Annotated in this window: 19 protein-coding genes and 1 pseudogene; 13 read left to right on the top strand and 7 right to left on the bottom strand. The window is 75.0% G+C overall.

The window, feature by feature from the left end:
• The first annotated feature begins 66 nt into the window (after positions 1–66).
• On the top strand, positions 67–1,728 hold the full coding sequence (locus ABZ457_RS23655) for an ABC transporter ATP-binding protein (RefSeq protein ID WP_359160551.1): 1,662 nt from the start codon (positions 67–69) through the stop codon (positions 1,726–1,728).
• A 33-nt stretch (positions 1,729–1,761) separates the two neighbouring features.
• On the opposite strand, the gene ABZ457_RS23650 is transcribed toward ABZ457_RS23655, so the two are convergent.
• Both ABZ457_RS23650 and ABZ457_RS23645 read right to left on the bottom strand, forming a co-directional pair.
• On the bottom strand, positions 1,762–2,163 hold the full coding sequence (locus tag ABZ457_RS23650; protein ID WP_359160491.1) for a zinc-binding dehydrogenase: 402 nt from the start codon (positions 2,161–2,163) through the stop codon (positions 1,762–1,764).
• Between the two features lie 67 nt (positions 2,164–2,230).
• Positions 2,231–2,956 carry a zinc-binding dehydrogenase gene (locus ABZ457_RS23645; protein WP_359160488.1) on the bottom strand — a complete coding sequence of 242 codons (726 nt, stop codon included), beginning with the start codon at positions 2,954–2,956 and terminating at the stop codon, positions 2,231–2,233.
• A gap of 186 nt (positions 2,957–3,142) precedes the next feature.
• Here ABZ457_RS23645 and ABZ457_RS23640 point away from each other — a divergent pair, with 186 nt between their 5' ends.
• Together ABZ457_RS23640 and ABZ457_RS23635 are read left to right on the top strand one after the other, a co-directional pair.
• Positions 3,143–5,062 carry a GAF domain-containing SpoIIE family protein phosphatase gene (locus ABZ457_RS23640; protein ID WP_359160485.1) on the top strand — a complete coding sequence of 640 codons (1,920 nt, stop codon included), beginning with the start codon at positions 3,143–3,145 and terminating at the stop codon, positions 5,060–5,062.
• Entirely contained in the window at positions 5,059–5,490 is a 432-nt protein-coding gene (locus ABZ457_RS23635) for a response regulator (RefSeq protein WP_359160482.1), read from the top strand. The genes ABZ457_RS23640 and ABZ457_RS23635 overlap by 4 nt, the downstream gene beginning before the upstream one ends.
• On the opposite strand, the pseudogene ABZ457_RS23630 reads toward ABZ457_RS23635, so the two are convergent.
• A pseudogene (locus tag ABZ457_RS23630) lies at positions 5,450–6,342 on the bottom strand (ATP-binding protein); the annotation flags it as partial. The gene ABZ457_RS23635 and the pseudogene ABZ457_RS23630 overlap by 41 nt on opposite strands.
• Positions 6,343–6,707: 365 nt before the next feature.
• Between ABZ457_RS23630 and ABZ457_RS23625 the strand changes: the two are divergent.
• The gene (locus ABZ457_RS23625) at positions 6,708–7,019 is read left to right on the top strand and encodes a hypothetical protein (RefSeq protein ID WP_359160479.1); all 312 of its coding nucleotides are present in this window, start codon (positions 6,708–6,710) and stop codon (positions 7,017–7,019) included.
• Between the two features lie 152 nt (positions 7,020–7,171).
• Here ABZ457_RS23625 and ABZ457_RS23620 read toward each other — a convergent pair whose 3' ends face one another.
• Positions 7,172–8,908, bottom strand: coding sequence for a PucR family transcriptional regulator ligand-binding domain-containing protein (locus ABZ457_RS23620; RefSeq protein WP_359160477.1), 1,737 nt, complete (start codon positions 8,906–8,908; stop codon positions 7,172–7,174).
• Between the two features lie 384 nt (positions 8,909–9,292).
• On the opposite strand from ABZ457_RS23620, the gene ABZ457_RS23615 reads away from it, so the two are divergent.
• The 9 genes from ABZ457_RS23615 (at position 9,293) to ABZ457_RS23575 (ending at position 20,571) form a co-directional block, all read left to right on the top strand.
• The gene (locus tag ABZ457_RS23615) at positions 9,293–10,183 is read left to right on the top strand and encodes a xanthine dehydrogenase family protein subunit M (protein ID WP_359160474.1); all 891 of its coding nucleotides are present in this window, start codon (positions 9,293–9,295) and stop codon (positions 10,181–10,183) included.
• A gap of 2 nt (positions 10,184–10,185) precedes the next feature.
• Entirely contained in the window at positions 10,186–10,812 is a 627-nt protein-coding gene (locus tag ABZ457_RS23610) for a (2Fe-2S)-binding protein (RefSeq protein WP_359160471.1), read from the top strand.
• A 5-nt stretch (positions 10,813–10,817) separates the two neighbouring features.
• Positions 10,818–13,223 (top strand): molybdopterin cofactor-binding domain-containing protein, encoded by a 2,406-nt coding sequence (locus ABZ457_RS23605; RefSeq protein WP_359160468.1) that lies wholly within the window; start codon positions 10,818–10,820, stop codon positions 13,221–13,223.
• Positions 13,224–13,484: 261 nt separating this feature from the next.
• Positions 13,485–14,966, top strand: coding sequence for an NCS2 family permease (locus ABZ457_RS23600; protein ID WP_359160465.1), 1,482 nt, complete (start codon positions 13,485–13,487; stop codon positions 14,964–14,966).
• Positions 14,967–15,020: 54 nt separating this feature from the next.
• Positions 15,021–16,172 (top strand): XdhC/CoxI family protein, encoded by a 1,152-nt coding sequence (locus tag ABZ457_RS23595; RefSeq protein ID WP_359160462.1) that lies wholly within the window; start codon positions 15,021–15,023, stop codon positions 16,170–16,172.
• A 69-nt stretch (positions 16,173–16,241) separates the two neighbouring features.
• A complete protein-coding gene (locus tag ABZ457_RS23590) occupies positions 16,242–16,913 on the top strand; it encodes a TOPRIM nucleotidyl transferase/hydrolase domain-containing protein (RefSeq protein WP_359160459.1) in 672 nt (223 codons plus the stop codon).
• A 130-nt stretch (positions 16,914–17,043) separates the two neighbouring features.
• The gene (locus ABZ457_RS23585) at positions 17,044–18,525 is read left to right on the top strand and encodes a histidinol-phosphate transaminase (RefSeq protein WP_359160455.1); all 1,482 of its coding nucleotides are present in this window, start codon (positions 17,044–17,046) and stop codon (positions 18,523–18,525) included.
• A gap of 78 nt (positions 18,526–18,603) precedes the next feature.
• Positions 18,604–19,722 carry a winged helix DNA-binding domain-containing protein gene (locus ABZ457_RS23580; protein WP_359160452.1) on the top strand — a complete coding sequence of 373 codons (1,119 nt, stop codon included), beginning with the start codon at positions 18,604–18,606 and terminating at the stop codon, positions 19,720–19,722.
• 36 nt (positions 19,723–19,758) lie between these two features.
• The gene (locus ABZ457_RS23575; RefSeq protein ID WP_359160449.1) at positions 19,759–20,571 is read left to right on the top strand and encodes a hypothetical protein; all 813 of its coding nucleotides are present in this window, start codon (positions 19,759–19,761) and stop codon (positions 20,569–20,571) included.
• A gap of 25 nt (positions 20,572–20,596) precedes the next feature.
• Here ABZ457_RS23575 and ABZ457_RS23570 read toward each other — a convergent pair whose 3' ends face one another.
• From ABZ457_RS23570 to ABZ457_RS23560, 3 genes are all read right to left on the bottom strand, one after another.
• Positions 20,597–21,151 (bottom strand): Uma2 family endonuclease, encoded by a 555-nt coding sequence (locus ABZ457_RS23570; protein WP_359160446.1) that lies wholly within the window; start codon positions 21,149–21,151, stop codon positions 20,597–20,599.
• A 123-nt stretch (positions 21,152–21,274) separates the two neighbouring features.
• The gene (locus ABZ457_RS23565; protein ID WP_359160443.1) at positions 21,275–21,823 is read right to left on the bottom strand and encodes a GNAT family N-acetyltransferase; all 549 of its coding nucleotides are present in this window, start codon (positions 21,821–21,823) and stop codon (positions 21,275–21,277) included.
• An 11-nt stretch (positions 21,824–21,834) separates the two neighbouring features.
• Positions 21,835–22,692: a helix-turn-helix transcriptional regulator gene (locus tag ABZ457_RS23560; RefSeq protein WP_359160440.1), complete on the bottom strand. Its 858-nt coding sequence runs from the start codon at positions 22,690–22,692 to the stop codon at positions 21,835–21,837.
• Positions 22,693–22,921 lie beyond the last annotated feature (229 nt).

Raw genomic sequence — 22,921 nt, 5'->3', positions numbered from 1 at the left:
CGCGCCGACGCGCCCGAACGCGGGGCGCTGCGCGCCCTGTTGCCCGTGCTCGGGGCGCATCGGGGGATGACCGTGCGGACCTTCGGCGCCACGTTCGCCGGGCAGCTCGCGCTGGTCGTGCTCGTCACGCTCGCCGCGCACACGGTCGGCACGGCCGTCGTGGAAGGCGACCCGCCCGCGCCCGGCACGGTGGTCGCGCTCATCGGGCTGGTGCTGCTGCGCGCGTGGACGACCTGGCGGGAGATGGACCTCTCCCACGACCTCGCCTACCGGGTCCTCGCCGAACTCCGCGTGCGCGTCTTCGACGGTCTCGCCCGCAGCGCCCCCGCGCGGGTCGGCGGCCGCCGGAGCGGTGACCTGGCGTCGGCCGCGCTCGGGGACGTCGAGGCGCTGGAGTTCTTCTACGCGCACGCGGTGGCCCAACTCCTCGCCACCGGAGCCGCGTTCGGCGCGGGGAGCGTCGTGCTCGCCGTCCTCGACCCGTGGCTGCTCGCCGCCGTGCTGCCGGTCGCCGCGCTGCTGCTGCTCGCCCCGGTGCTGGAGGCGCCCGGCCGGGCCCGGCGCGGGGCCAGGACCAGGGCCGCGGCGGCGGAGCTGTCGGCGGAGACCGTCGAGACCGTCGACGGGCTCCGCGAGCTGCTCGCCTTCGGCGCCGTCGACGGCCGCCGGGCCCGGCTCCGCGCGCTGGGCGCGCGTCTCGGCGAGGCCCAGCGCGCCGAGGCGTCCCGCGAGGCGGACGCGGCGGCCGTGCGGGACCTGCTCGTCGTCGTGGCCGTCGTCGGAGTCGTCGCGGCCGCCGCGCACACCCTCGCCGGGGCGTGGGCCCCCGCGGCGATGGCGCTCGCCCTCGGCGTCCTCGCGCCCGTCGCCGACTCCGCCGCCGCCCTCGCGCAGGCGGGCGGGCTGCGGGCGGCCGCGTCCCGGGTCGGGGCGGCGGTGCGCGCCCCGGCCGTCGCGCCCGCCCCCGCGGCCCCCGTCGCGCCGCCCGAGGGGCCCCTCGGAGTGCGGATGCGGGGCGTCCGCTTCGACTACGGCGGCGCGCCCGTGCTGGACGGCCTCGACCTGGCCGTCCGGGCCGGCGAGACCCTGGCGCTGATCGGGGCGTCCGGCGCGGGCAAGTCCACCTGCGCGCATCTGCTCGCCCGCTTCTGGGACCCGCACCAGGGGGACGTGCTGCTCGGGCCGGACGCGGGCGAGGCCGTGGACCTGCGCGAGCTGGCGGACCCGGAGCTGCGCCGGCTGGTCGCCGTCGTCGGGCAGGAGGCGCCGCTGTTCCACGGCTCGCTGGAGGAGAACCTGCGCCTCGCCGCACCCGACGCACCGGCCGAACGGCTCGCGGAGGCGGCCCGGGTCGCGGGCGTCGACCGCCTGGCGGCGGAGCTGCCGGACGGCTGGGCCACCCCCGTCGGGGAACGCGGCACCACTCTGTCCGGCGGCCAGCGGGCCCGCGTCGCCCTCGCCCGGGCGCTCCTGGCCGACCCGCGGGTGCTGGTCCTGGACGAGACGACGGCCAACCTCGACGCGGAGGCGGACGCGGCCGTCGCGGCCGCCCTGCGGGCGGGGGCGGGCACCCGGACGACGATCCTCATCGCCCACCGCCCCGCCACGATCCGCCGCGCCGACCGGATCGCCGTCCTGGCGTCGGGGCGGGTGGCGCAGACGGGCACCTGGGACGAACTGACGCGGGAGGGCGGCGAGTTCACCCGCGTGACCCGCCGCGCCCCCTGACCCGGGCCCGGGCGGGGTCAGGGGCGGCCCCCGTCACGGCAGGAGCAGCGACTTCCCCACCGTCGCCCGCCGCGCCAGCGCCCCGTGCGCCTCGGCGGCGCGCGCCAGCGGGTACGTCGCGCCGATGGCCGGGCGCAGGCGGCCCCGCGCGGTCAGGGCCAGAGCCCGGGTGAGGAGGTCGTGGACGGCGGCCGGGGCCGGCGGACCGGACTTCAGCGCGTTGGTCACGCGGACCCCGCGCTCCCCGGCCGTCGCGGCGGGGATCTCGGTGAAGCCGCCGTCCGAGGTGTCGTAGGTGACGAAGCGGCCCCCGGGCGCCACCGTCTCGAAGACCGCCCGGCCGAGGTCCCCGCCCGCGCCGTCGAAGGCCAGGTCCAAGCCCGTGTCGCAAGGAGGTGTCCGGCGGATCTTGGCCGGGGCCACGACGCCTGGCACGGCACTCCCCCTGGCTTCGCCGGGAGGTACCCCCACGCCGCGTTGCCGCAATGCCTGAATAGCTCCGCTATGAAGGCATCCCGGCGCCTTGCGATGCGTCCCCTGGGCCCTTGCGGGCCCGGGGAGGCCCCATGCACCAGACGCCGCGTCCTGTCCGCCCCTGATCCGCCGGACACCTCCCAGTCTCCTCGCGGACCAGCCGGGGCCAGTCCTCGCGCGTGTAGTCGACCACGGTCTCCGCGCCCAGTTCGCGGGCGAGCGCGAGCTTGCGCTCGCCGCGTGCCGCCGCGACCACCCGGGCCCCCGCGTCCCGCGCCAACTGCACCAGCAGCGAACCCGCCCCGCCCGCGGCCGCCGCCACCAGGACCCGTTCGCCCGGGCGGATCTCCGCGTCCCCGGCCAGCGTCAGGGCCGTCACCCCGTCGTGGACCAGGGCCGCCGCCTCGGCGGGCCCCACCCCCTCGGGGACCGCGACCATCCCGTCCGCGGCGACGGCCATCCGCTCGGCGTAGCCGCCCTCGCCCCGGGCCACGACCCGGCGGCCGACCCACGCCGGGTCCACCCCCTCGCCCACGGACAGCACCCGCCCCGCGCCGCCCCCGCCGGGGACGTACGGCGGCCGGACGGGGAACCAGTCGCCGCCCCAGCCGCCGCGCAGCAGGGTGTCGAGGTAGATCACGTCGGCCGCCTCCAGGCCCACCACGGCCTGGCCCGGACCGGCCACCGGGGCCGGGACCTCACCGAGGACCAGCACCTCCGGACCGCCGAACTCGCGTACCTGGATCGCCCGCATCGCCACCACATCCCCTTCTCGCCGGCCGGTCTCGCCGGGCCCGTCAAAGGAAACGTAGAACCTCAAGCGCACTTGAGATCAAGGGTCGGAACAGGGACGGAATCCCGGGGGATTCCTCACACGATTGACACAGCCCACCGTGCGGGCAGCATGCTGTGAGTCCGGAACGGAAAAAGGGGAGGTCACGTGGCAGGTCGTCACTCCGAGCCGGGGCGCGGGGACGCCCGGGCCGAGGGAGCCGCGGAGCGGTCCTCCGCGGGCTCCTGGGGTGCGCGCCTGCACGCCCTGTGGATGGTCACGGAACGCATCGACGACGTGACGGCCATGGCCGACCACGTCTACGGGCTCCTGATCGACGAGCCGGGCGTCGTCGCCGTGGTCGGCACCCGCTGGCGCGGCGCGTCCCTGACGTACTACCGAAGACTGACCGAGGGCGCCGCGGACGGCATCCCGGTCACGGGTACGCCCGCCACCGCCGGCCCGGCCGACGGCACGGCCCGCGCCCGGGAGCTGTACGCGGACGCCGGCCGCACGGGCCCGGTCGCCGGCCGCACGGGCCCGGTCCTCTCCGACCACGCCCCGAGCCCGGCGGCCGGGCCAGGCACCCGACCCGGCACCGGCCCGGACCTCGCCCCGCCCGCCGGCGGGACAGAGCCCACCGGCCCCTTCGAGCCCGAGGCGCGGCTCTGCGCCGAGGCCGGCGCCCGCGTGGTGCTGGAGTCCCGGTTCGTCCTCGGCGGCGACGACTGGGCGGCCCTCTCCGTCGGCGTCGCCGACCCCGCCGACCTCACGCCCGAGCTGCGCGAGCGGCTGACCCAGGTCGCCGACGTGCTGGTGGCGATCAACAGCCGCATCCTCGCCACCCGCGCCCACGAGCGCCGCCAGGTCCAGGACGCCCTCCTCGCCGAGGCCTCGCTCCAGATGGACGAGAGCCTGGACGTCGCCGACACCCTCAGCCGGGTCGCCCGGCTCGCCGTCCCCGCCGTCGCGGAGGGCTGCGTGGTCCACCTCGCCGAGCCCGGCGCCGGACTGGAACCGGTCGCCTGGGCGCATGTCGCGGCGACCGGTCAGGACTGGCTCGCCGGTGTCGCCCGGGACGACCTCTGGCTCGGCGGGCTGCTCCGGCGCGTCACCGCCCGGCGCGAGGGGCTGCTGCTGCGGGGCGACGCCCTGGCCGAGAGCCCCTTCGGGCCCGGCGGGGACGGGCCCGGCGCCTCGGTCCGCGCCGTCAGCGTCAGACCCCTGCGCGCCCGCGGCCGCACCCTCGGCACCCTGACCTTCCTCTACGAACGCGTCGACGACGGCCTGACCGACCCGCAGATGCTGGACGACCTCGCCCACCGGGCGGCCCTCGCGATCCACACGAGCATCGTCCACGACCAGCGGCGCCGGCACGTCGAACAGCTCCAGCGCCATCTGCTGCCACCCGCCCTCCCCACCCACCCCGGGGTCCTGCTCAGCTCCGGGTACGCGGTCGGTGACGCCTCCCTCGACGTCGGCGGCGACTTCTACGACGCCGTCCTCCACGAGGACCGGGTGGCCCTGTTCATCGGCGACGTGTGCGGGCGCGGGGCGGAGGCCGCCGCCATGACCGGCCTCGCCCGGCACACCCTGCGCACCCTCCTGGAGGACGGCGTACCGCCCGGCCGCGCCATGGAGCGCCTGAACACCGCCCTGGTGCGCGACGGGGCCTCCCGCTTCGTCACCGCGCTGGTCTGCGTCCTCGAACCGGAGGACGGCGGCGGCTACCGCGTCACCAGCGCGGGCGGCGGGCATCCGCACCCCCTGGTGCTGCGTGCCGACGGCACGGTGGAGACGGTCCGGGTGCCCGGGATGCTCCTCGGGGTCGTGCCGGACGCCGAACACCCGCACACCGTGGCGCGCCTGGCCCGCGGGGACACCCTCGTGCTCTTCACCGACGGCCTGACCGAGGCCCGGGGAGCCGACGGGAGCATGTTCGAGGACCGGCTGGCGGACGCGGTCCGCCGCTGCGGCCGGGAACCGAAGACGGCCGCCGAGCGGCTGATCGACATGGCGGCGGACTTCAGGGCACGCGGCGACGACGACACCGCCGTGCTGGTGGCACATGTGGAGGAGAGACCGTGAGCCCGGTGTTCGGTGGCGAGACCGTGACCGACCACGACCGCGTCCTGGTGGTCGAGGACTCCGACGAGGACGCGGAGGCCATCGAACGCGCCCTCGCGTACACCCACCCCGACCTGCGGCTCGACTTCGTGCGCCGGGGCGAGAAGGTGGTCGGCACACTGCTGGCCTCGCCGACCCTGCCCGGACTGATCCTGCTGGACCTCAACATGCCCGGCACCGGCGGCCACAAGCTGCTGCGCGCCCTGCGCGCGGAGCCGAGGCTCGCCGGGATCCGGGTGGTGGTCTTCACCTCCTCCACGGCCCCGGCCGAGGTCGAGCGCTGCTACGAGGAGGGGGCCGACAGCTACATCTACAAGCCCGTCAACTTCACCCTCTTCCGCACCGTCCTCAAGGGCGCGGTCGACTACTGGCGCCAGTCCCGAGAGTGAACCAGAACGCCGTGCCCTCGCCCGGTGTGCTCTCCAGCCACAGCCGCCCGCGGTGGCGTTCCACGATCCGCTTGACGACCGCCGGCCCCACGCCCGTGCCGCCGCCCCGCTCGGCCGGTCCGTGCAGCCGGTGGAACAGGGCGGACACCGCCTCGTGCTGGTCGGCCGGGATGCCGATGCCGTTGCCGTTGTCCCGTACGACGACCGCCGTCTCCGCCGCGTTCCCGCCGGGCGGCACCACCGTCCCGGTGCCCACCTCGACCGTGCGCCGGTCGTGGTCGCCCGCGTACTTGGCCGCGTTCACCAGCAGGTTGACCAGGATCTCGTAGAGCCGGTCGCCGTCCGCGCGGACCACCGGCAGCTCCCCGCGCAGCACCGTCCCCCGCTCCTCGGCCAGCCGCGGCCCGGCGACCTCCAGGGCCGCGTCCAGCACCTTCGCCAGCGGCACTTCGCGCAGGAGGACGGCCGCGTTGGAGATCCCGCGCAGCGGCTCCTTCAGGTCGTGGGCGGCGGCGTGCGCGAAGGAGTCCAGGTCCGCATTGGTCATCCGCAGCTCCTCGTTGAGCCGCGTCAGGGTCTCCGCGTGCCGCAGGACCAGGCCCGTGAGCAGCCGCCACAGCACCAAGCCGTCGGCGCCCGCCAGTTCGCGCACGGCGTCCGTGTGCGCGGCCAGCGACTCGGACGGCCCGCCGTCCAGCAGGGCGGCGACCTCCGCGGTGCGCTCCACCGCCGTGTGCAGGGCCTCGGCGTGCTCCTTCTCCTCGATGACCGTGAGCTGCAACGAGAAGGCCGCGCCGAAGAGTTCGCAGGCCGCGCGGACCTCGGGGCCGGCCGGGCCGGGGTGGCCGCGTACCTCCGGTGGCCCGGGGTACACGGGCCGCACCGGCCGCCCGGCCCGGTGGACTCCTCCGCCGCGCCGACGCGGCGGAGGAACGGCGAGAGGCGACGAGATGGAACGACACGGTACGCACCGGCGGACGACGCCCCGCCCCGCCGGGGCGACGGACGACGGCGGCGGCCCGGCACCCACCGGGCCCCGGCCCCCCGGGCTCCGCGCGGACCCCGGCCCCGCCGGGGGCGGCCCGGATCGCGGGCGCGGCCCCTCGCCGGACCACGGGCTCGGCACGAGCCGCCCCGGCCCCGCCCAGGGCGGCGAATCCGCCCCGGACACCGGGCCTGGTCCGGAGCATCGGCCAGGCACTGGCCCCGGCCCCGCCATGCCCGCCGGGCGTGGCCCGGACCACCGGACCGCCCCCGGGCCCACCCGCAGCGCGGAGATGGACCCCGGGCAGGACCCGCGGCGCGATCCGCTGCTGCCCGGGACGCGGCAGCTCGCGCAGTTGCAGGCGCGCTGGCAGACGATCGCCTGGACGGCGCTGTGTCTGCTTCTCGCCCTCTGGGCCGTGTGGAGCGCGGTCGCGGCGGTGCGCGGTACCTCGGCCTGGGCGTACTCCGCCGTGGCCTGTCTGCTGCTGGCCGTCGCCGTCGTCCTCCGGGTCGCCGCCGTCCGCCGCCGGACGCGGTTGTGACGCGCCGCTGACGGCCCGCGCCCCGGACCGGCACCCCCGCTGAGCCCGCGGCACCGGCGGGACGGCCCGTACGGCCACGGCCCGGTGAGCAGGGCCCGCCACGGGCCGTCCCCACCGCACCCCCGCCGCCGCGCGGCCCGGGCCCGGGCCCGTCAGGACATCCGCAGGGCCAGGAAGAAGTCCAGCTTGTCCTCCAGCCGGGACAGATCGCGGCCGGTCAGCTGCTCGATCCGGCCCACCCGGTAGCGCAGGGTGTTGACGTGCAGATGCAGCCGGGCCGCGCAGCGCGTCCAGGAGCCGTCGCAGTCGAGGAAGGCCTCCAGGGTGGGGATCAGCTCCGCCCGGTGGCGCCGGTCGTAGTCGCGCAGCGGGTCCAGCAGCCGGGCCGTGAACGCGCGCCGTACATCGTCCGGGACGAACGGCAGCAGCAGGACGTGCGAGGCCAGCTCGTGGTGGCCCGCCGCGCAGACCCGGCCGGGCCGGGCGGCCGCCACCCGGCGGGCGTGCCGGGCCTCCTCCAGCGCGCCGCGCAGCCCCTCCGCCGAGTGCACGGCCGCGCTGACGCCCAGGGTGAGGCGCCCGTCGTCCGCGAGACCCGCGGACAGCGGGGCGCGCACCGACTCCAGCAGCGCGTCCGCGTGCAGCCCCGCGTGCACCGGCGGCGCCCCGCCGGTCTCCGCGCCGTCCCTGCCCTCGGCGCCGGCGCCGCCCGCCGCCTCCGCGCCCGCATCCGCCGGGCTCAGGGCCGGCAGCGGCACCAGCGCGATCGCCTCCTCGCCGGTGTGCGCGACGGCGATCCGGTCCGCCGGGTCGGGCCCAACCGTGGCGGGGTCTACCAGGACCTCCTCCAGCAGGGCCTGGGCCATGGCCCCGGACCCGCCCTCCGGCTCGGCCGCCCAGTCCACCCGGGCGACCACCACCTGCCAGTGCGGGGCCGCGCCCAGACCCGGCAGCAGCACCGGCGCGGCCACCCGCAGCCGGGCCGCGATCTCGGCCGGCGGGGCGGCCGCCTGGACCAGCTCCAGCACCTCCTGCGCCAGCCGCCGCCGTACCGTGCGCGCGGCCTCCCGGCGGTCGCGTTCCACCGCGATCAGCTGGGTGACGCCCTGGAGCAGGTCCAGCCGCGCGGCCGGCCAGTCGCCCGCGTCCGCCTCCACGGCGAGCAGCCAGTCCGCGAGGACGCTCTCCCGTACGTCCCGGACGGCGGGCGCCGCGCCCCGCGCGGTGTTGCGGACCGGGAACAGGGAGTACGCGGTGCCGTCGAGGGAGACCCGGTGCGGGGCGCGGCGGCCGGCGCGGACCGCGGCCAGGTGCTCGCCCGCGAGGGCCGCCCCGGCGGCGGGCGGCAGGTCCGCGCCGGCCCCGGCGATCTGCCGGCCGGTGGGGGAGAGGACCCAGGCCCGCAGGTCCAGGTCGGAGCCGAGGAGGTCCAGGACCGCGTCCGGGCCGCCGCCCGCCGGACCGGAGGTCATCAGCCTCCTGTGCCTGTCGACGACGGCGGCCAGGTCCCCGGCCCGCTCGCCCGACACCTGCCGGACCACGTACTCCGTGATGGTTGCGAACGCAACGGATTCGTTCACCGCGAAGAGCGGCAGCCGGTGGCGCGAACACGCCTCGACGAGATCGTCCGGGATGTCGCCCAGCTCCGCCTCGCCCGCCGCGAGCCCGGCCACCTGCGCGCCCGCCAGGATGCGCACGAAGGGCTCCGAGTCCTCCGGGCCGCGCCGCCAGGCCAGGCCCGTGAGCACCAGCTCGCCGCCGGAGAGATAGCGGCTCGGGTCCTTGAGGTCGGTGGTCATCACCCCGCGCACCCCGCGGTCGAGCTCGTCCTCGCCGCCGAGCAGCCGCAGCCCCAGGGCCTCGGTGTCCAGGAGTGCGCGCAGCCGCATGTCGTCGCCGCCGATCTGTCTCGTCGTAGTCGTGGTGGTCGTCGTCGTGGTGGCCGTGGGGCTCGCCCGGGCCGGACGGGCAAGGGTCGCCCCATGGCTGATACCGGACGGAAGGCATGGCCACGGTTTCCGGGAAGAAACGGCGAGGTTGCCGATCTCCGTCTTTCGTTCGAATCTACAAGACGAGGGAGGCGACCAGCCAACTCCTTCATGGTTTCGGTGACTGCACCCCGCCCCTCGGCGCTTGTGTACTGGACCACATCGCGTGAACAGCACATGAACATCCAGTCGAGGGCCGGCCGTCCCGGGCCCGTTGCGACGGACCCCGATCAGAACGCTCAGCAGAAGCGCTCAAGCAGCAGCTCAAGCAGAAGAGAGCCATTCATGGACTTCCTTCGTCCCGCAAGCTGGGAGGAGGCGCTCGCCGCGAAGGCGGAGCACCCCACAGCAGTGCCCATCGCGGGCGGCACCGATGTGATGGTCGAGATCAACTTCGACCACCGCCGGCCCGAGTACCTCCTGGACCTCAACCGCATCGGTGAGCTCACCGAGTGGGAGGTCGGCGGCGAGAGCGTCCGGCTGGGTGCCTCCGTCCCGTACACGAAGATCATGGAGCATCTGCGCGCCGAGCTGCCCGGCCTGGCGCTCGCCTCGCACACCGTCGCCTCCCCGCAGATCCGCAACCGCGGCGGCGTGGGCGGCAACCTCGGCACCGCCTCCCCGGCCGGTGACGCGCACCCGGCGCTGCTCGCCGCGGGCGCCGAGGTCGAGGCCGAGTCCGTGCGCGGCTCCCGGCTCATCCCGATCGACGAGTTCTACACCGGGGTGAAGCGCAACGCCCTCGCCCCGGACGAGCTGATCCGCGCCGTGCACATCCGGAAGGCGGACGGCCCGCAGCAGTACTCCAAGGTCGGCACCCGCAACGCCATGGTCATCGCGGTCTGCGCGTTCGGCCTGGCCCTGCACCCCGATACCCGGACCGTGCGCACCGGCATCGGCTCCGCCGCGCCCACCCCGGTCCGCGCCCGCGAGGCGGAGGACTTCCTCAACGCCGCGCTGGACGAGGGCGGCTTCTGGGACAGCGGCGCCATCATCACCCCCTCGATCGCCAAGCAGTTCGCGGAGCTGGCCTCCGGCGCCTGCAACCCGATCGACGACGTGCGGGGCACGGCGAAGTACCGCCGCCACGCGGTGGGCATCATGGCCCGCCGCACCCTCGGCTGGACCTGGGAGCAGTACCGCGGCACCGCCCGCACGCTGGAAGGAGCGGCATAGGCATGCGCGTCAACTTCACCGTCAACGGACGCCGCCAGGAGGCGGACGACGTCTGGGAGGGCGAGAGCCTCCTCTACGTGCTGCGCGAGCGCCTCGGCCTGCCCGGCTCCAAGAACGCCTGCGAGCAGGGCGAGTGCGGCTCCTGCACCGTCCGCCTGGACGGCGTCCCGGTCTGCTCCTGTCTCGTCGCCGCGGGCCAGGTCGAGGGCCGCGAGGTCGTGACCGTCGAGGGCCTCGCCGACTTCGCCAGGCAGCGCGAGCAGCGCGCGGAGCACGGCGGCTGCGCCACCGGCGCCTGCGGCTCCGGAGCGCCCGCGGCCGGGGGCACCAGCCTCCAGGACGCCCAGCAGTGGCAGGCCAAGGGCACCGACTCACAGACCGGCGAGGGCACCGAACTCTCCCCGATCCAGCAGGCGTTCATCGACGCCGGCGCCGTCCAGTGCGGCTTCTGCACCCCCGGCCTGCTGGTCGCCGCCGACGAGATGCTGGAGCACAACCCCTCGCCCACCGACGAGGACATCCGCGAGGCCCTGTCCGGCAACCTCTGCCGCTGCACGGGCTACGAGAAGATCCTGGACGCCGTCCGCCTCGCGGCCGCCCGCCAGGAACGCCAGGGAGAGGCGGTCTGACCACCATGGCGCTGAATCCACGGGCCGCCGCGGCCCCCGCCGGCACCCCGACCGAGGTCACCCAGGGCTCGCAGACCCGGGGCGGCATCGGCGAGTCCACCCTCCGCCCCGACGGCACCCTCAAGGTCACCGGAGAGTTCGCGTACTCCTCCGACATGTGGCACGAGGACATGCTGTGGGGCCAGATCCTGCGCTCCACCGTCGCGCACGCCGAGATCGTCTCCATCGACACCTCCGAGGCCCTGGCCCAGGCCGGTGTCTACGCGGTCCTCACCTACGAGGACCTGCCGACCGAGGTGAAGAACTACGGCCTGGAGATCCAGGACACCCCCGTCCTCGCCAACGGTGTGGTCCGCCACCATGGTGAGCCGGTCGCCCTGGTGGCCGCCGACCACCCCGAGACCGCCCGCCGCGCCGCCGCCAAGATCAAGGTGGAGTACCGGGAGCTGCCCGTCGTCACCGACGAGGCGTCCGCCACCGCCCCCGGCGCGCCGCTGCTGCACCCCGGCCGGGACGACCACCACGCGGGCCACGTCCCGCACCCCAACATCGTCCACCGCCAGCCCATCGTCCGCGGGGACGCCGACGAGGCCGCGAAGCGCGCCGATGTGATCGTCTCCGGCGAGTACACCTTCGGCATGCAGGACCAGGCCTTCCTCGGCCCCGAGTCCGGCCTCGCGGTGCCCGGCGAGGACGGCGGCGTCGACCTGTACGTGGCCACCCAGTGGCTGCACTCCGACCTGAAGCAGATCGCCCCCGTCCTCGGCCTGCCCGAGGAGAAGGTCCGGATGACGCTCTCCGGCGTCGGCGGCGCCTTCGGCGGCCGCGAGGACCTGTCCATGCAGATCCACGCCTGCCTGCTGGCGCTGCGCACCGGCAAGCCCGTCAAGATCGTCTACAACCGCTTCGAGTCCTTCTTCGGCCATGTCCACCGCCACCCGGCGAAGCTCTGGTACGAGCACGGCGCGACCAAGGACGGCAAGCTCACCCATATGCGCTGCCGGATCGTGCTGGACGGCGGCGCCTACGCCTCCGCCTCCCCGGCCGTCGTCGGCAACGCCTCCTCCCTCTCCGTCGGCCCCTACGTGGTCGAGGACGTGGACATCGAGGCGATCGCCCTCTACACCAACAACCCGCCCTGCGGCGCGATGCGCGGCTTCGGCGCGGTCCAGGCGTGCTTCGCCTACGAGGCCCAGATGGACAAGCTCGCCAAGGCCCTCGGCATGGACCCGGTCGCCCTTCGGCAGCTCAACGCCATGGAGCAGGGCACCCTGCTGCCCACCGGCCAGCCCGTGGACTCACCCGCGCCCGTCGCCGAGCTGCTGCGCCGTATCAAGGCCCGCCCGCTGCCGCCCGAGCGCCAGTGGGAGACCACCGAGGGCGCCGACGTCCGCGCGCTGCCCGGCGGCCTCTCCAACACCACCCACGGCGAGGGCGTCGTCCGCGGTGTCGGCTACGCGGTCGGCATCAAGAACGTCGGCTTCTCCGAGGGCTTCGACGACTACTCCACCGCCAAGGTGCGCATCGAGGTCATCGGCGGCGAGCCCGTCGCCGTCGTCCACACCGCGATGGCCGAGGTCGGCCAGGGCGGCATCACCGTCCACGCGCAGATCGCCCGCACCGAACTCGGCGTCACCCAGGTGACCATCCACCCCGCCGACACCCAGGTCGGCTCCGCCGGCTCCACCTCGGCCTCCCGCCAGACCTATGTCACCGGCGGCGCGGTCAAGAACTCCTGCGAGCTGGTCCGCGAGAAGGTCCTGGAGATCGGGCGCCGCAGGTTCGGCTCCTACCACCCGGCCTGGGCCACCGCCGAACTCCTCCTGGAGGGCGGCAAGGTCGTCACCGACGGCGGCGAGGTCCTGGCCGACCTCGCGGACGTGCTGGAGAACGAGGCCGTCGAGATCGAGGCCGAGTGGCGCCACCGCCCCACCGAGGCGTTCGACCTGCGCACCGGCCAGGGCAACGGCCACGTCCAGTACTCCTTCGCCGCGCACCGGGCCGTCGTCGAGGTCGACACCGAACTCGGCCTGGTCAAGGTGATCGAACTGGCCTGCGCCCAGGACGTCGGCAAGGCGCTCAACCCGCTGTCCGTCGTCGGCCAGATCCAGGGCGGCACCACCCAGGGCCTGGGCGTGGCGGTCATGGAGGAGATCATCGTCGACCCCAAGACGGCCAAGGTCAGGAACCCGTCGTTCACCGACTACCTGATCCCCACCATCCTCGACACGCCGACCATCCCGGTCGACGTGCTCGAACTCGCCGACGAGCACGCCCCCTACGGGCTGCGCGGCATCGGCGAGGCCCCCACCCTGTCGTCCACCCCGGCCGTCCTCGCGGCGATCCGGAACGCGACCGGGCTGGAACTCAACCGGACGCCGGTACGCCCCGAGCACCTCACCGGCACCTGATCGCCCGGTTCCGTCGCGGACCCCCGGGCCGCTCCCGGGCCCGCGACGGAACCGGACCGCACCACCGCAGCACCGCAGAACCCGTACGAACGCACCACCGCAGGACCCCGCAGTAACCGCAGGACCGCAGTAACCGCAAGACCCCGCAGAGCACGTTCATCTCGGGCCGTCCCCCGGGTCGTGCAGCCGAAGCACCTTCCCAAATCCCGCCATCCACAATCTCCACGGCGGGTGCCCCTGTGAACCTTGGGAGTAGGCACCATGACCCAGCAGTCCACCGAGCCGCGGACCACGGCGGAAGACGCCGGCGCCGGCACGCGCCAGCCCGCCGGAAGATCCTGGCTCGACCGGTACTTCCACATCACCCGGCGCGGTTCCACCGTCGGGCGCGAAGTCCGCGGCGGCATCACCACCTTCATGGCGATGGCGTACATCATCCTGCTCAACCCGGTGATCCTCTCGGTCCCGGACGTCAACGGCGGGCGCCTCGACGGCGACCAGCTCACCACCGCGACCGCGTTCGCCGCGGCCGCCACCACGATCGTCATGGGCCTCGTCGGCAATGTGCCGCTCGCCCTCGCCGCGGGACTCAGCGTCTCCGCCGTCATCGCCTTCCAGGTCGCACCCGAGATGACCTGGGCGAACGCGATGGGCATGTGCGTGATCTACGGTCTGGTCATCGTGCTCCTGGTCGTCACCGGCCTGCGCGAACTGATCATGAACGCGATACCGCTCGCCCTGAAGCACGCCATCACGATGGGCATCGGCCTCTTCGTCTGCCTCATCGGCCTGGTCTCCGCCGGGTTCGTCACCTCCATGCCCGGACCGGGCGGTGTCGCCGGGGCCAAGCCCATCCAGCTCGGCACCCATGACATGCTCACCGGCTGGCCGGTCCTCTGCTTCTCGGTGACCGTGCTGCTGATCTTCGTCCTCCAGGTCCGCAAGGTCCCCGGCGCCATCCTCATCGGCATCGTCGGCGGCACCGTCTTCGCCGCCCTCGTCCACCAGTTCGCCGGGCTGGACCGGGACGCCTGGGGCGGGCTCAACGCCCCCGAGCTGAGCGGCTCCATCGTCAGCGCCCCCGACTTCGGGCTGTTCGGCAACGTCTCCTTCAGCGGCATCGGCGACATCGGCGGCATCACCGTCGGCGTCATCGTCTTCACCCTGGTCCTCGCCGGCTTCTTCGACGCCATGGGCACCATCATCGGCATCGGCCAGCAGGCCAACCTCGCCGACGAGAAGGGCAAGATGCCCGGCCTGAACCGCGCCCTCGCGGTGGACGGCGCGGGCGGCGCGATCGGCGGCTTCGCCGGCGCGTCCGGACAGACGGTGTTCATCGAGTCCACCGCGGGCGTCGGCGACGGCGCGCGCACCGGCCTCGCCAGCGTGGTCACCGGCCTCGGCTTCACCCTCTGCCTGTTCTTCACCCCACTGGCGCAGCTCATCCCCTCGCAGGTCGCGGCGGCCGCGCTGGTCGTCATCGGCTCGATGATGCTGACCAACGCCCGGCACATCGACTGGACCGACTCGGCGACCTCCGTCCCGGTCTTCCTGACGACCGTGCTGATGCCGTTCACCTACTCGATCACCGCCGGTATCGCGGCCGGTGTCATCGCCCATGTCGTCATCAAGGCGGCCCAGGGCAAGGTCCGCGAGATCGGCTGGCTGATGTGGGTGCTCACGGCCGTCTTCCTCGCCTACTTCGCGCTCAGCCCGATCGAGGGCTGGCTCGGCGTCGGGTAGCCGGCCCCGCGCCCCCTTGCCCGCCCCACTCCGACACTCCGAGGAGAAACCCAGATGCTGGACATCGCCGAAGAACTCCACCGGTGGGTCGAGCAGGGACGCGCCTTCGCCGTCGCCACGGTCGTCGCGGTCGGCGGCAGCGCACCCCGCCAGCCCGGGGCCGCGCTCGCCGTCGACAGCGAGGGCACCGCGATCGGCTCGGTCTCCGGCGGATGCGTGGAAGGCGCGGTGTACGAGCTGTGCACCCAGGCGCTCCAGGACGGCCGGACCGTCCTGGAACGCTTCGGCTACAGCGACGAGGACGCCTTCGCCGTGGGCCTGACCTGCGGCGGCGTGATCGACGTCCTGGTCACCCCGGTCCCCGCCGACGCCCCCGCCCGGGAGGTGTTCGCGGCCGCGCTGGCCGCGGCCGCCCGAGGGGAGGCGGCGGCGGTCGCCCGGATCACCGACGGCCCCGCCGACCTGGCCGGCCGGGCCCTGCTCGTCCGGCCCGGCGGCGGGTACGAGGGCACCCTCGGCGGCCACCCCGAGCTGGACCGGACCGCCGCCGGGGAGGCCGCGGCCCTGCTGGACGCCGGCCGCACCGGCACCGTCGTCATCGGCGCGGACGGCTCCCGCTGCGGGCAGCCCCTGACCCTGCTGGTCGAGTCCAGCGTCCCGCCGCCCCGCATGATCGTCTTCGGGGCCATCGACTTCGCCTCCGCGCTGGTGCGCGCGGGCAAGTTCCTCGGCTACCACGTCACCGTCTGCGACGCCCGCCCGGTCTTCGCGACCCGGACCCGCTTCCCCGACGCGGACGAGATCGTCGTCGACTGGCCCCACCGCTACCTGGACGCCACCGCCGTCGACGGACGCACCGTGCTGTGCGTCCTCACCCACGACGCCAAGTTCGACGTCCCGCTGCTGGAACGCGCGCTGCGGCTGCCCGTCGCCTACGTCGGCGCGATGGGCTCCCGCCGCACCCACGAGGACCGCAACCGGCGGCTGCGCGAGGTCGGCGTCACCGAACTCGAACTCACCCGCCTGCGCTCCCCGATCGGGCTCGACCTGGGGGCGCGCACCCCGGAGGAGACCGCGGTCTCCATCGCGGCGGAGATCGTCGCGACCCGGCGCGGGGGGTCGGGCGTCTCCCTGACCGGGGCGCACACGCCGATCCACCACGACGGGCCGGACGCGGTGGCGGGGCGGATCGGGTCGGTGGCCTGAGGCCCCCGCCCGGTCCCGCCCCCGCGTAATCCGCTACCGCGACGGGCGTACGCGGACCAGACTCGTCGTATGACGCACATCGTGAGCACCGGCACGGACACGGACATGGACGCGTTCCGGGACGCGGCCACCACCTGGGCGGCCGGCGGCCCCGGCGGACACGACGAGCGCGCCCGCGAGCTGGCCGCCCGGCTGCCCGTCCGGACCGTCGTCCTCCTCGAAGGCCCGAGCGACGCCGCCGCGGTCGACGCCCTGGCCGGGGCCCGCGGCCGGGACCTGGCCGCCGAGGGCGTCTGCGTCCTGCCGATGGGCGGCGCGATGAGCGTCGGCCGCTTCGCCCGCCTGCTCGGCCCGGCCGGTCTCGGCCTGCGCCTCACCGGGCTCTGCGACGAACGCGAACGCCCCTACTACGCCCGCGCCCTGGACGGGACCGGCGCCTCGTTCCACGTCTGCGCGGCGGACCTGGAGGACGAACTCATCCGCGTCCTCGGCCCCGCCCGGGTGACCGAACTGATCCGGAACGAGGGCGAAGTCCGCGCCCTGGAGACCTTCCTGCGCCAGCCCGCCCAGCAGGGCCGCGCCCCGGAGCAGCAGCTCCGGCGCTTCCTCGGCACCAAGAAGGGCCGCAAGATCCACTACGGCCGGGTCCTCGTCGAGGCGCTGGCCCCGGACCGCGTCCCGGCCCCGCTCGACGCCCTCTTCGCGGACCTCCGGACGCCGGACGCCCGCACACACCCCTGAGCAGACTCCTGAACGCCTCCGCCTGCCGCTGAACGCCCGGCCGCCCCCGCCCGTATCACCCGTCGGCCGGGGCGGGTCCGCCGCCGGTGCGAGGAGTGGGCAGCAGCAGGCAGTCCCCGGGAGGCATGTCGTGGCCGGCAGCAACGTCACCGCACTGTTCCGCGCGAGCACCGCGCACAGCCCGTCGTACTTCACCCTCAGCCGGGCGGGCGGCGCGGCCGGCGGGGAGATCACCGACTTCTGCATCCCCTGCAATCCGTACTTCCCCACGCCCGCCATGTTCGACGAACTCGGCGCCCGGCTGCGGGACATCCTCACGTACTACCCGAGCAGCGCCGACACCGTCACCGCCGAGCTGTGCCGGGTCCTCGGGCTCAACCCGCAGACCGTCGCGATGGGCAACGGTTCCACCGAGCTGATCACCTGGATCGACCACCTCCTCGTCCGCGAGTCCCTGGCCGTGCCGGTGCCGACCTTCGGCCGCTGGACCGACCAGCCCATGGAGACCGGCAAGCGCGTCGACATGCTCCTGCTGCCCGAGGCGCGCGGCTTCGCCCTCGACGTGGACGCGTTCGTCCGCTTCATCCGCAGCCGGGGCTCGCGCGCCGCCGTCGTCTGCAACCCGAACAACCCCGACGGCGGGCTGCTCACCAGACCCCAGGTCCTCTCCCTCCTCGACCAGCTCCACGACCTCGATCTGGTGGTCGTGGACGAGTCCTTCCTGGAGTTCGCCGACGAGGGGCCCGAGGTGAGCGTGGTCGCCGAGGCGGTCCTCCGGCCCAATGTGATCGTGCTGCGGAGCCTGGGCAAGAACTTCGGCCTGCACGGCGTCCGCTTCGGCTACCTCGTCGCCAACCCGGCCCTCGCCGGCCGGGTGCGGGCCGCGCTGCCCAAGTGGAACCTCAACTCCTTCGCGGAGGCCGTGGTGTTCATGCTCGGCGAGCACGGCCGGGAGTATGCGCAGAGCCTGCGGCAGGTGTGCCGGGACCGCCACGACATGACCCGGACGCTGGCCCAGCTGCCGGGCCTCACCGTCTACCCCTCCCAGGGCAACTTCGTCTACGTCCGCCTGCCCGAGGGCGTCGACGGAACGGTCCTGCGCGACCGGCTGCTCGCCGAGCACGGCGTCCTGATCCGCGAGTGCGGCAACAAGATCGGCAGCTCCAGCCGCTTCGTCCGCCTGGTGGTGCGGCCGGAGCCGGATGTGCGGAGGCTCGTCGGGGCGATGGAACAGGTCCTCTACGGGCAGCGGGTGACGGCCCCGACGCCGCCGGTGCCGGAGGCGGCGCGGCCGATGCTGGCGGGGGTGCCGGCGGGGGGCCTCGCCGAGCCGGTGGCTGCCGTCGCCCCCGCGACCGGGCCCGTTCCCGTGCCGCGAGCGGTCGTCCCCGAGTCCGTGGCCCCTGCCCCCGCCGCCCTCGTCCCCCTGCCCCCACCCCTCCCCCTGCCGCTGCCCACTCCGGACGCGGAACCCCAGGCCGCCCCGGCGCGGCTCGGGCCGCCGCCGTCCCCCGAGCCCGGAGTCTCCCGGCCCGGCCTGGCCCGGGCCATGACCGCGGGCTACAAGTCCTCCGGCACGGCGGCCGTCGACCGCCTGATCACCGGCACCTGAGCCGGACCGGCCGGGGCGGGCCGGACCCCGTCGCGGCCGGCACCTGTCCGTGAGCCTGAGCCTCGGTAGCGTACGGCCATGGCGACGAAGACCCCGCACCCGCACCCCGTGCTCGGCACCCGCGCGCTCAACCGGGCCACGCTGGCCCGCCAACTCCTCCTGGAGCGCGCGGACATGGACCCGGTCGCGGCCGTGACGCACCTCGTCGGGCTCCAGGCGCAGAACGTCAAGCCGCCCTATCTCGCCCTCGCCGCCCGCCTCGACGGCTTCGACCCCGAGACGCTGTCCACGGCCATGGCCGACCGGACCGTGGCCCGGATGGTCACCCTGCGATCCACCATCCACACCCACACCGCCGACGACTGCCTGGGCCTGCGTCCCCTCGTCCAGCCCGCCCGCGACCGCGAACTGCACCAGTTCCTGGGGCGGCTCCCCGGGGTCGACCTGCCGCGCCTGGCCCGGCTGACCCGCGAACTCGTCGAGGAACACCCGCACACCATGGCCCAGTTGCGGGACGCCCTCACCGTCCACTGGCCCGACGCCGACCCGCCCGCCCTCTCCGTCGCCGCGCGCTGCCTCCTCCCGCTGGTCCAGGTCACCCCGCGCGGCCTGTGGGGGAGGAGCGGCCAGGTCGCGCTGACCACCGCCGAGCACTGGTTCGGCCGCCCCGCCGAGGAGACCCCCGACCCGGACGGCACCGTCCTGCGCTACCTCGCCGCCTTCGGCCCCGCCTCGGTCAAGGACTTCCAGACCTGGGCCGGCCTGACCCGGACGCGCGAGGTCTTCGAACGCCTCCGCCCCGACCTCCTCGTCTTCCACGACGCCCGGGGCACCGAACTCTTCGACCTCCCCGACGCCCCGCGTCCCGACCCGGACACCCCGGCCCCGCCGCGCCTGCTGCCCGAGTTCGACAACCTCCTCCTGTCCCACGCGGACCGCGCCCGCGTCGTCTCCGCCGACCACAAGCCCCGCACCTGGAAGGGAAACCAGGCCTTCCGCACCTTCCTGCTGGACGGCTTCGTCGCGGGCCTTTGGCGCACCGAGGCCACCACGTCCGCGGCGTTCCTCACCCTGGAGCCCTTCACCCCCCTCACCCGCCCCCAGCGCACGGCCCTGACCAAGGAGGCCCACCGCACCCTGACCCTCCTCCACCCGGACCTGCCGGGGGACGTGAGGGAGGGTGTGGTGCGCGACTGACGTGCGGAGCTCAGTCGAGATCACCTGGAGACCGCCGTGACCAACCCGACCTGGGACGACCTGCCCGCCGCGGTGCTCGCCCGGCTGGAGACCGACCTTGACCCCACCGGGTCCACCACGCCCGTCCCCGGTGGCTTCACCCCCGGCGTACGGGTCCGACTGCCGACCGGCGGCGGTGCCGTGTTCATCAAGGCCGTTCCGGCCGAGTCCGGGGCCGCGGAGATGTACCGGGCGGAAGCCGCCGCCAACGGAGCACTGCCGACGGGGGTCGGCCCGCGGTTGCTCAGCTCGTTCGAGGCCGCCGGGTGGGTGGTGCTGGTCTTCGACTTCCTCACCGGCCGCCACCCCGACCTGACCCCCGGTTCCCCGGACCTGGAGCCCGTCCTCGACGCCGTCAGCCGCCTTCACGCACCGCTCACCCCGTGCCGGCTCCCCGGCGTCCCGGACCTCACCACGAACCCGGTCCTCGCCGAAGCGGACCACCGGCACTTCAGCGGTGACACACTGCTCCACTGCGACCTCCGCGCGGACAACCTCCTGATCACCGAGGACGGTGGGATCCGGGTTATCGACTGGGCCTGGCCCCACCGAGGACCTGCCTGGATCGACACCGCCTTCCTCGTGCCGCAACTCGTCCTCGCCGGACACACAGCCGCCGAAGCGGAGGAGTGGGCCGGCAGGGTTCCCGCCTACCGACAGGCCGACGACACCGCGGTCAGTGCCTTCGCGACTGCCCTGACCGAATACTGGGTCGCCCGCGCGGCACAGGGTCCCCCTGATCTGCGGGCGTATCGGGCCCGTGCCGTCGACGCGGGGCGCGCGTGGGCAGGCCATCGGTCGGCAAGGTGATACCGGTGGCGGTCCGTTGTCCGCGTCAGCGCAGCTCCGCCGTGTCCAGGTCGATGCCGAACGGCTCGGGCAGCCGGATCACCGCTCCGAACGGGTGTGGACCGTCGACCCTGGTGTAGCCGAGCCGCCCGGGCTCCGCGAACAGGGTGACGCTCTGCTCCTGGCGGTCGACCAGAAGGTAGAGCGGGGCGTGGTACTCGGCGTAGCGCCGTCGCTTGACGACGAAATCGGTGTCCCGATTGGACTCCGAGGTCACCTCCACCACGAGCAGGGTGTCCTCGGGAAGCAGGGCGGTCGCGCCCTTCGCCCGAGCCGCGGGGACGACCGCGATGTCGGGCACGTACCAGTTGGACGACCCGGGGAGATCGAGATTCCCCGACCCGGTCACGCACCCCAGCTCCCGGGCACGCGGGCGGATCTGGTCCCGGATCGACTCCGCCGCCGCTTCGTTGTCCCAGGTAGGCGTGACGGGCTCGATGATCCCCTCGATGACCTGGGCGCGGTCGTCCCTGATGTGCTGGACGGCGTACTTGAGCGCCCGTTCGGGGTCCACATTGCCGTAGTCGGCCGCTGCGCTCATCGTCAGTCCTGATGTCCCGGGCCGGTCCCGCCCGTCCGTGCCAACGGGGCGGGCGGCTCGCCGTCGGATCGTCCTCGTGCCGGAAGCGGAGTCCAGCCTAGCCGGACCCGCGACGAGGCGGGCTCAGCCGGCCGGCGGCGTCGGCGGACGCACGCCGAACCACTGTTCCGCGCCGAACTCCTCGAAGCGATCCCGCTCGGTGAAGCCCAGCTTCAGCGCGAGGCGCAGCGCGCGGGTGTTGGCGGTCTGGGTGCGGAGGACGACCGGTTCGCCGGGTAGGGCGCTCGCGAACCAGTGGAGGGCCGCCGCGCACGCCTCGGCGGCGTAGCCGTGGCCCCATGCCTCCGGCAGGAAGAGATAGCCGAGTTCGGCCTCCCCGGCGGACGGGCCGAGGTGGCCCGGGCGGTCCGGGGTGCGGCGGTCGAGGGTGACCGTGCCGATCATCGTGCCGTCGAGGTCGACCACGAAGACGCCGGGGCGCCGCCCGGGTGTCGTGGGCACCGCGCGTTCGAGTTCGGCACGGGGGCGGGGGCCGCCGAGGTAGGCGCGTACCTCCGGGGAGGCGAACAGCTCGATGAACCGCGCGCGGTCCCGGGCCTCGGACTCGCGGAGGAGGAGCCGCTCGGTCGTGATCGGGGCGGGTGGCCAGGCGACGGGTCCGAGTCCGGTCATGGCAGGCAACCCTACGGCAGGGCCCCCGCCCGCCGGGCGGCCGTCACCGCCTCCAGGCGGGTGCGGGCGCCGAGTTTGCGCATCGCGGAGCGGAGGTAGCTCTTGACGGTCTCAGGGCGCAGGCCCAGCCGGGCCGCCGCCCTCGCGTTGGTCGCGCCGGTGGCGACGCAGGCGAGGACGTCCAGCTCACGCGGTGTCAGCGCCACCCCGCCGAGGCCCGGTTCCAAGGGGCGGCGGGGCGGCGCGGAGGCCGTGGCCAGGCGCCCGCAGACCGCGAGGAGTTCCTCCCGCAGGGCCGGGTCCGTGATCCGCGGGGCGAGGGCGCGGAGGGCGCCGTGGGCCTCGCGGACGGTCTCCCACGCGCCCGGCGGGACGCCCTCGGCAGGGGCAGCCGCCGACAGCAGGGCGCGCGCCTCGTCCCCGACCGCGAGCGCCTGCTCCACGTCCCGCGCCGCCGCCACCGCCGCGTCCAGCACCCGGTCGCCCAGGACGTGCGGGCTGCGCAGAGCCCCGTACAACACGCCCCGGACCGTGCGCCGGACCACCACCGGCACGGCCACCACCGAGCGCAGCCCCTCCGCCGCCACCGGCTCGTCGTAGTCGTGGGTGATGGTGCGCGCCTCGGGGTAGTCGGTCACCGCGCACGGCCGGGCCAGCGCCATCGCCCGCCCGCCGAGCCCGTTGCCGCCCCGGATCGCCAGCCCGCGCAGCGCGCCCGTCTCCGCACCCGCCAGCGCGGACAGCCGCACCGGACCGGCCGGCATGCCCCCGGCGGGCAGCAGGCCGCCGAAGGCGACGGGCAGACCGGTCGCCCGCCGCAGCCGCAGCAGCGCCGCCCGCAGTGCGACCGCTTCGCCGGGTCCGCTCACGCGTTGTACCTCCTGCCGGCCGGGGTCGGCCGCCGCCTTCCGGACGACACCCCCGTCCGGGGGTGGTGAGACCCGCGTCACCGATTACACGATGGCGGCGTCCGGTTCCGCAACGAGCGTGGGGGGGGGGGGGGCGCCCCGCCCCCCCCCCCCCCCCCCCCCCCCCCCCCCCCCCCCCCCCCCCCCGGGCCCGGGTTGTTTGGGGGGGCCCCCCCGTGCTCAGCCACAG

The sequence above is a fragment of the Streptomyces sp. NPDC005805 genome (genome assembly GCF_040630445.1).
Classification (GTDB): Bacteria; Actinomycetota; Actinomycetes; order Streptomycetales; family Streptomycetaceae; genus Streptomyces.
Note: the sequence above shows the minus strand (reverse complement) of the source record. Positions and strands in the feature narration are given on the sequence as shown.

Coding starts and splice junctions, on each gene's coding strand:
- ABZ457_RS23625 (WP_359160479.1), top strand. CDS start 6,708: ATGCCCGCCGGGCGTGGCCCGGACCACCGGACCGCCCCCGGGCCCACC.
- ABZ457_RS23605 (WP_359160468.1), top strand. CDS start 10,818: ATGGCGCTGAATCCACGGGCCGCCGCGGCCCCCGCCGGCACCCCGACC.
- ABZ457_RS23655 (WP_359160551.1), top strand. CDS start 67: ATGACCGTGCGGACCTTCGGCGCCACGTTCGCCGGGCAGCTCGCGCTG.
- ABZ457_RS23615 (WP_359160474.1), top strand. CDS start 9,293: ATGGACTTCCTTCGTCCCGCAAGCTGGGAGGAGGCGCTCGCCGCGAAG.
- ABZ457_RS23620 (WP_359160477.1), bottom strand. CDS start 8,908: ATGCGGCTGCGCGCACTCCTGGACACCGAGGCCCTGGGGCTGCGGCTG.
- ABZ457_RS23580 (WP_359160452.1), top strand. CDS start 18,604: ATGGCGACGAAGACCCCGCACCCGCACCCCGTGCTCGGCACCCGCGCG.
- ABZ457_RS23600 (WP_359160465.1), top strand. CDS start 13,485: ATGACCCAGCAGTCCACCGAGCCGCGGACCACGGCGGAAGACGCCGGC.
- ABZ457_RS23595 (WP_359160462.1), top strand. CDS start 15,021: ATGCTGGACATCGCCGAAGAACTCCACCGGTGGGTCGAGCAGGGACGC.
- ABZ457_RS23590 (WP_359160459.1), top strand. CDS start 16,242: ATGACGCACATCGTGAGCACCGGCACGGACACGGACATGGACGCGTTC.
- ABZ457_RS23645 (WP_359160488.1), bottom strand. CDS start 2,956: ATGCGGGCGATCCAGGTACGCGAGTTCGGCGGTCCGGAGGTGCTGGTC.
- ABZ457_RS23565 (WP_359160443.1), bottom strand. CDS start 21,823: ATGACCGGACTCGGACCCGTCGCCTGGCCACCCGCCCCGATCACGACC.
- ABZ457_RS23610 (WP_359160471.1), top strand. CDS start 10,186: ATGCGCGTCAACTTCACCGTCAACGGACGCCGCCAGGAGGCGGACGAC.
- ABZ457_RS23570 (WP_359160446.1), bottom strand. CDS start 21,151: ATGAGCGCAGCGGCCGACTACGGCAATGTGGACCCCGAACGGGCGCTC.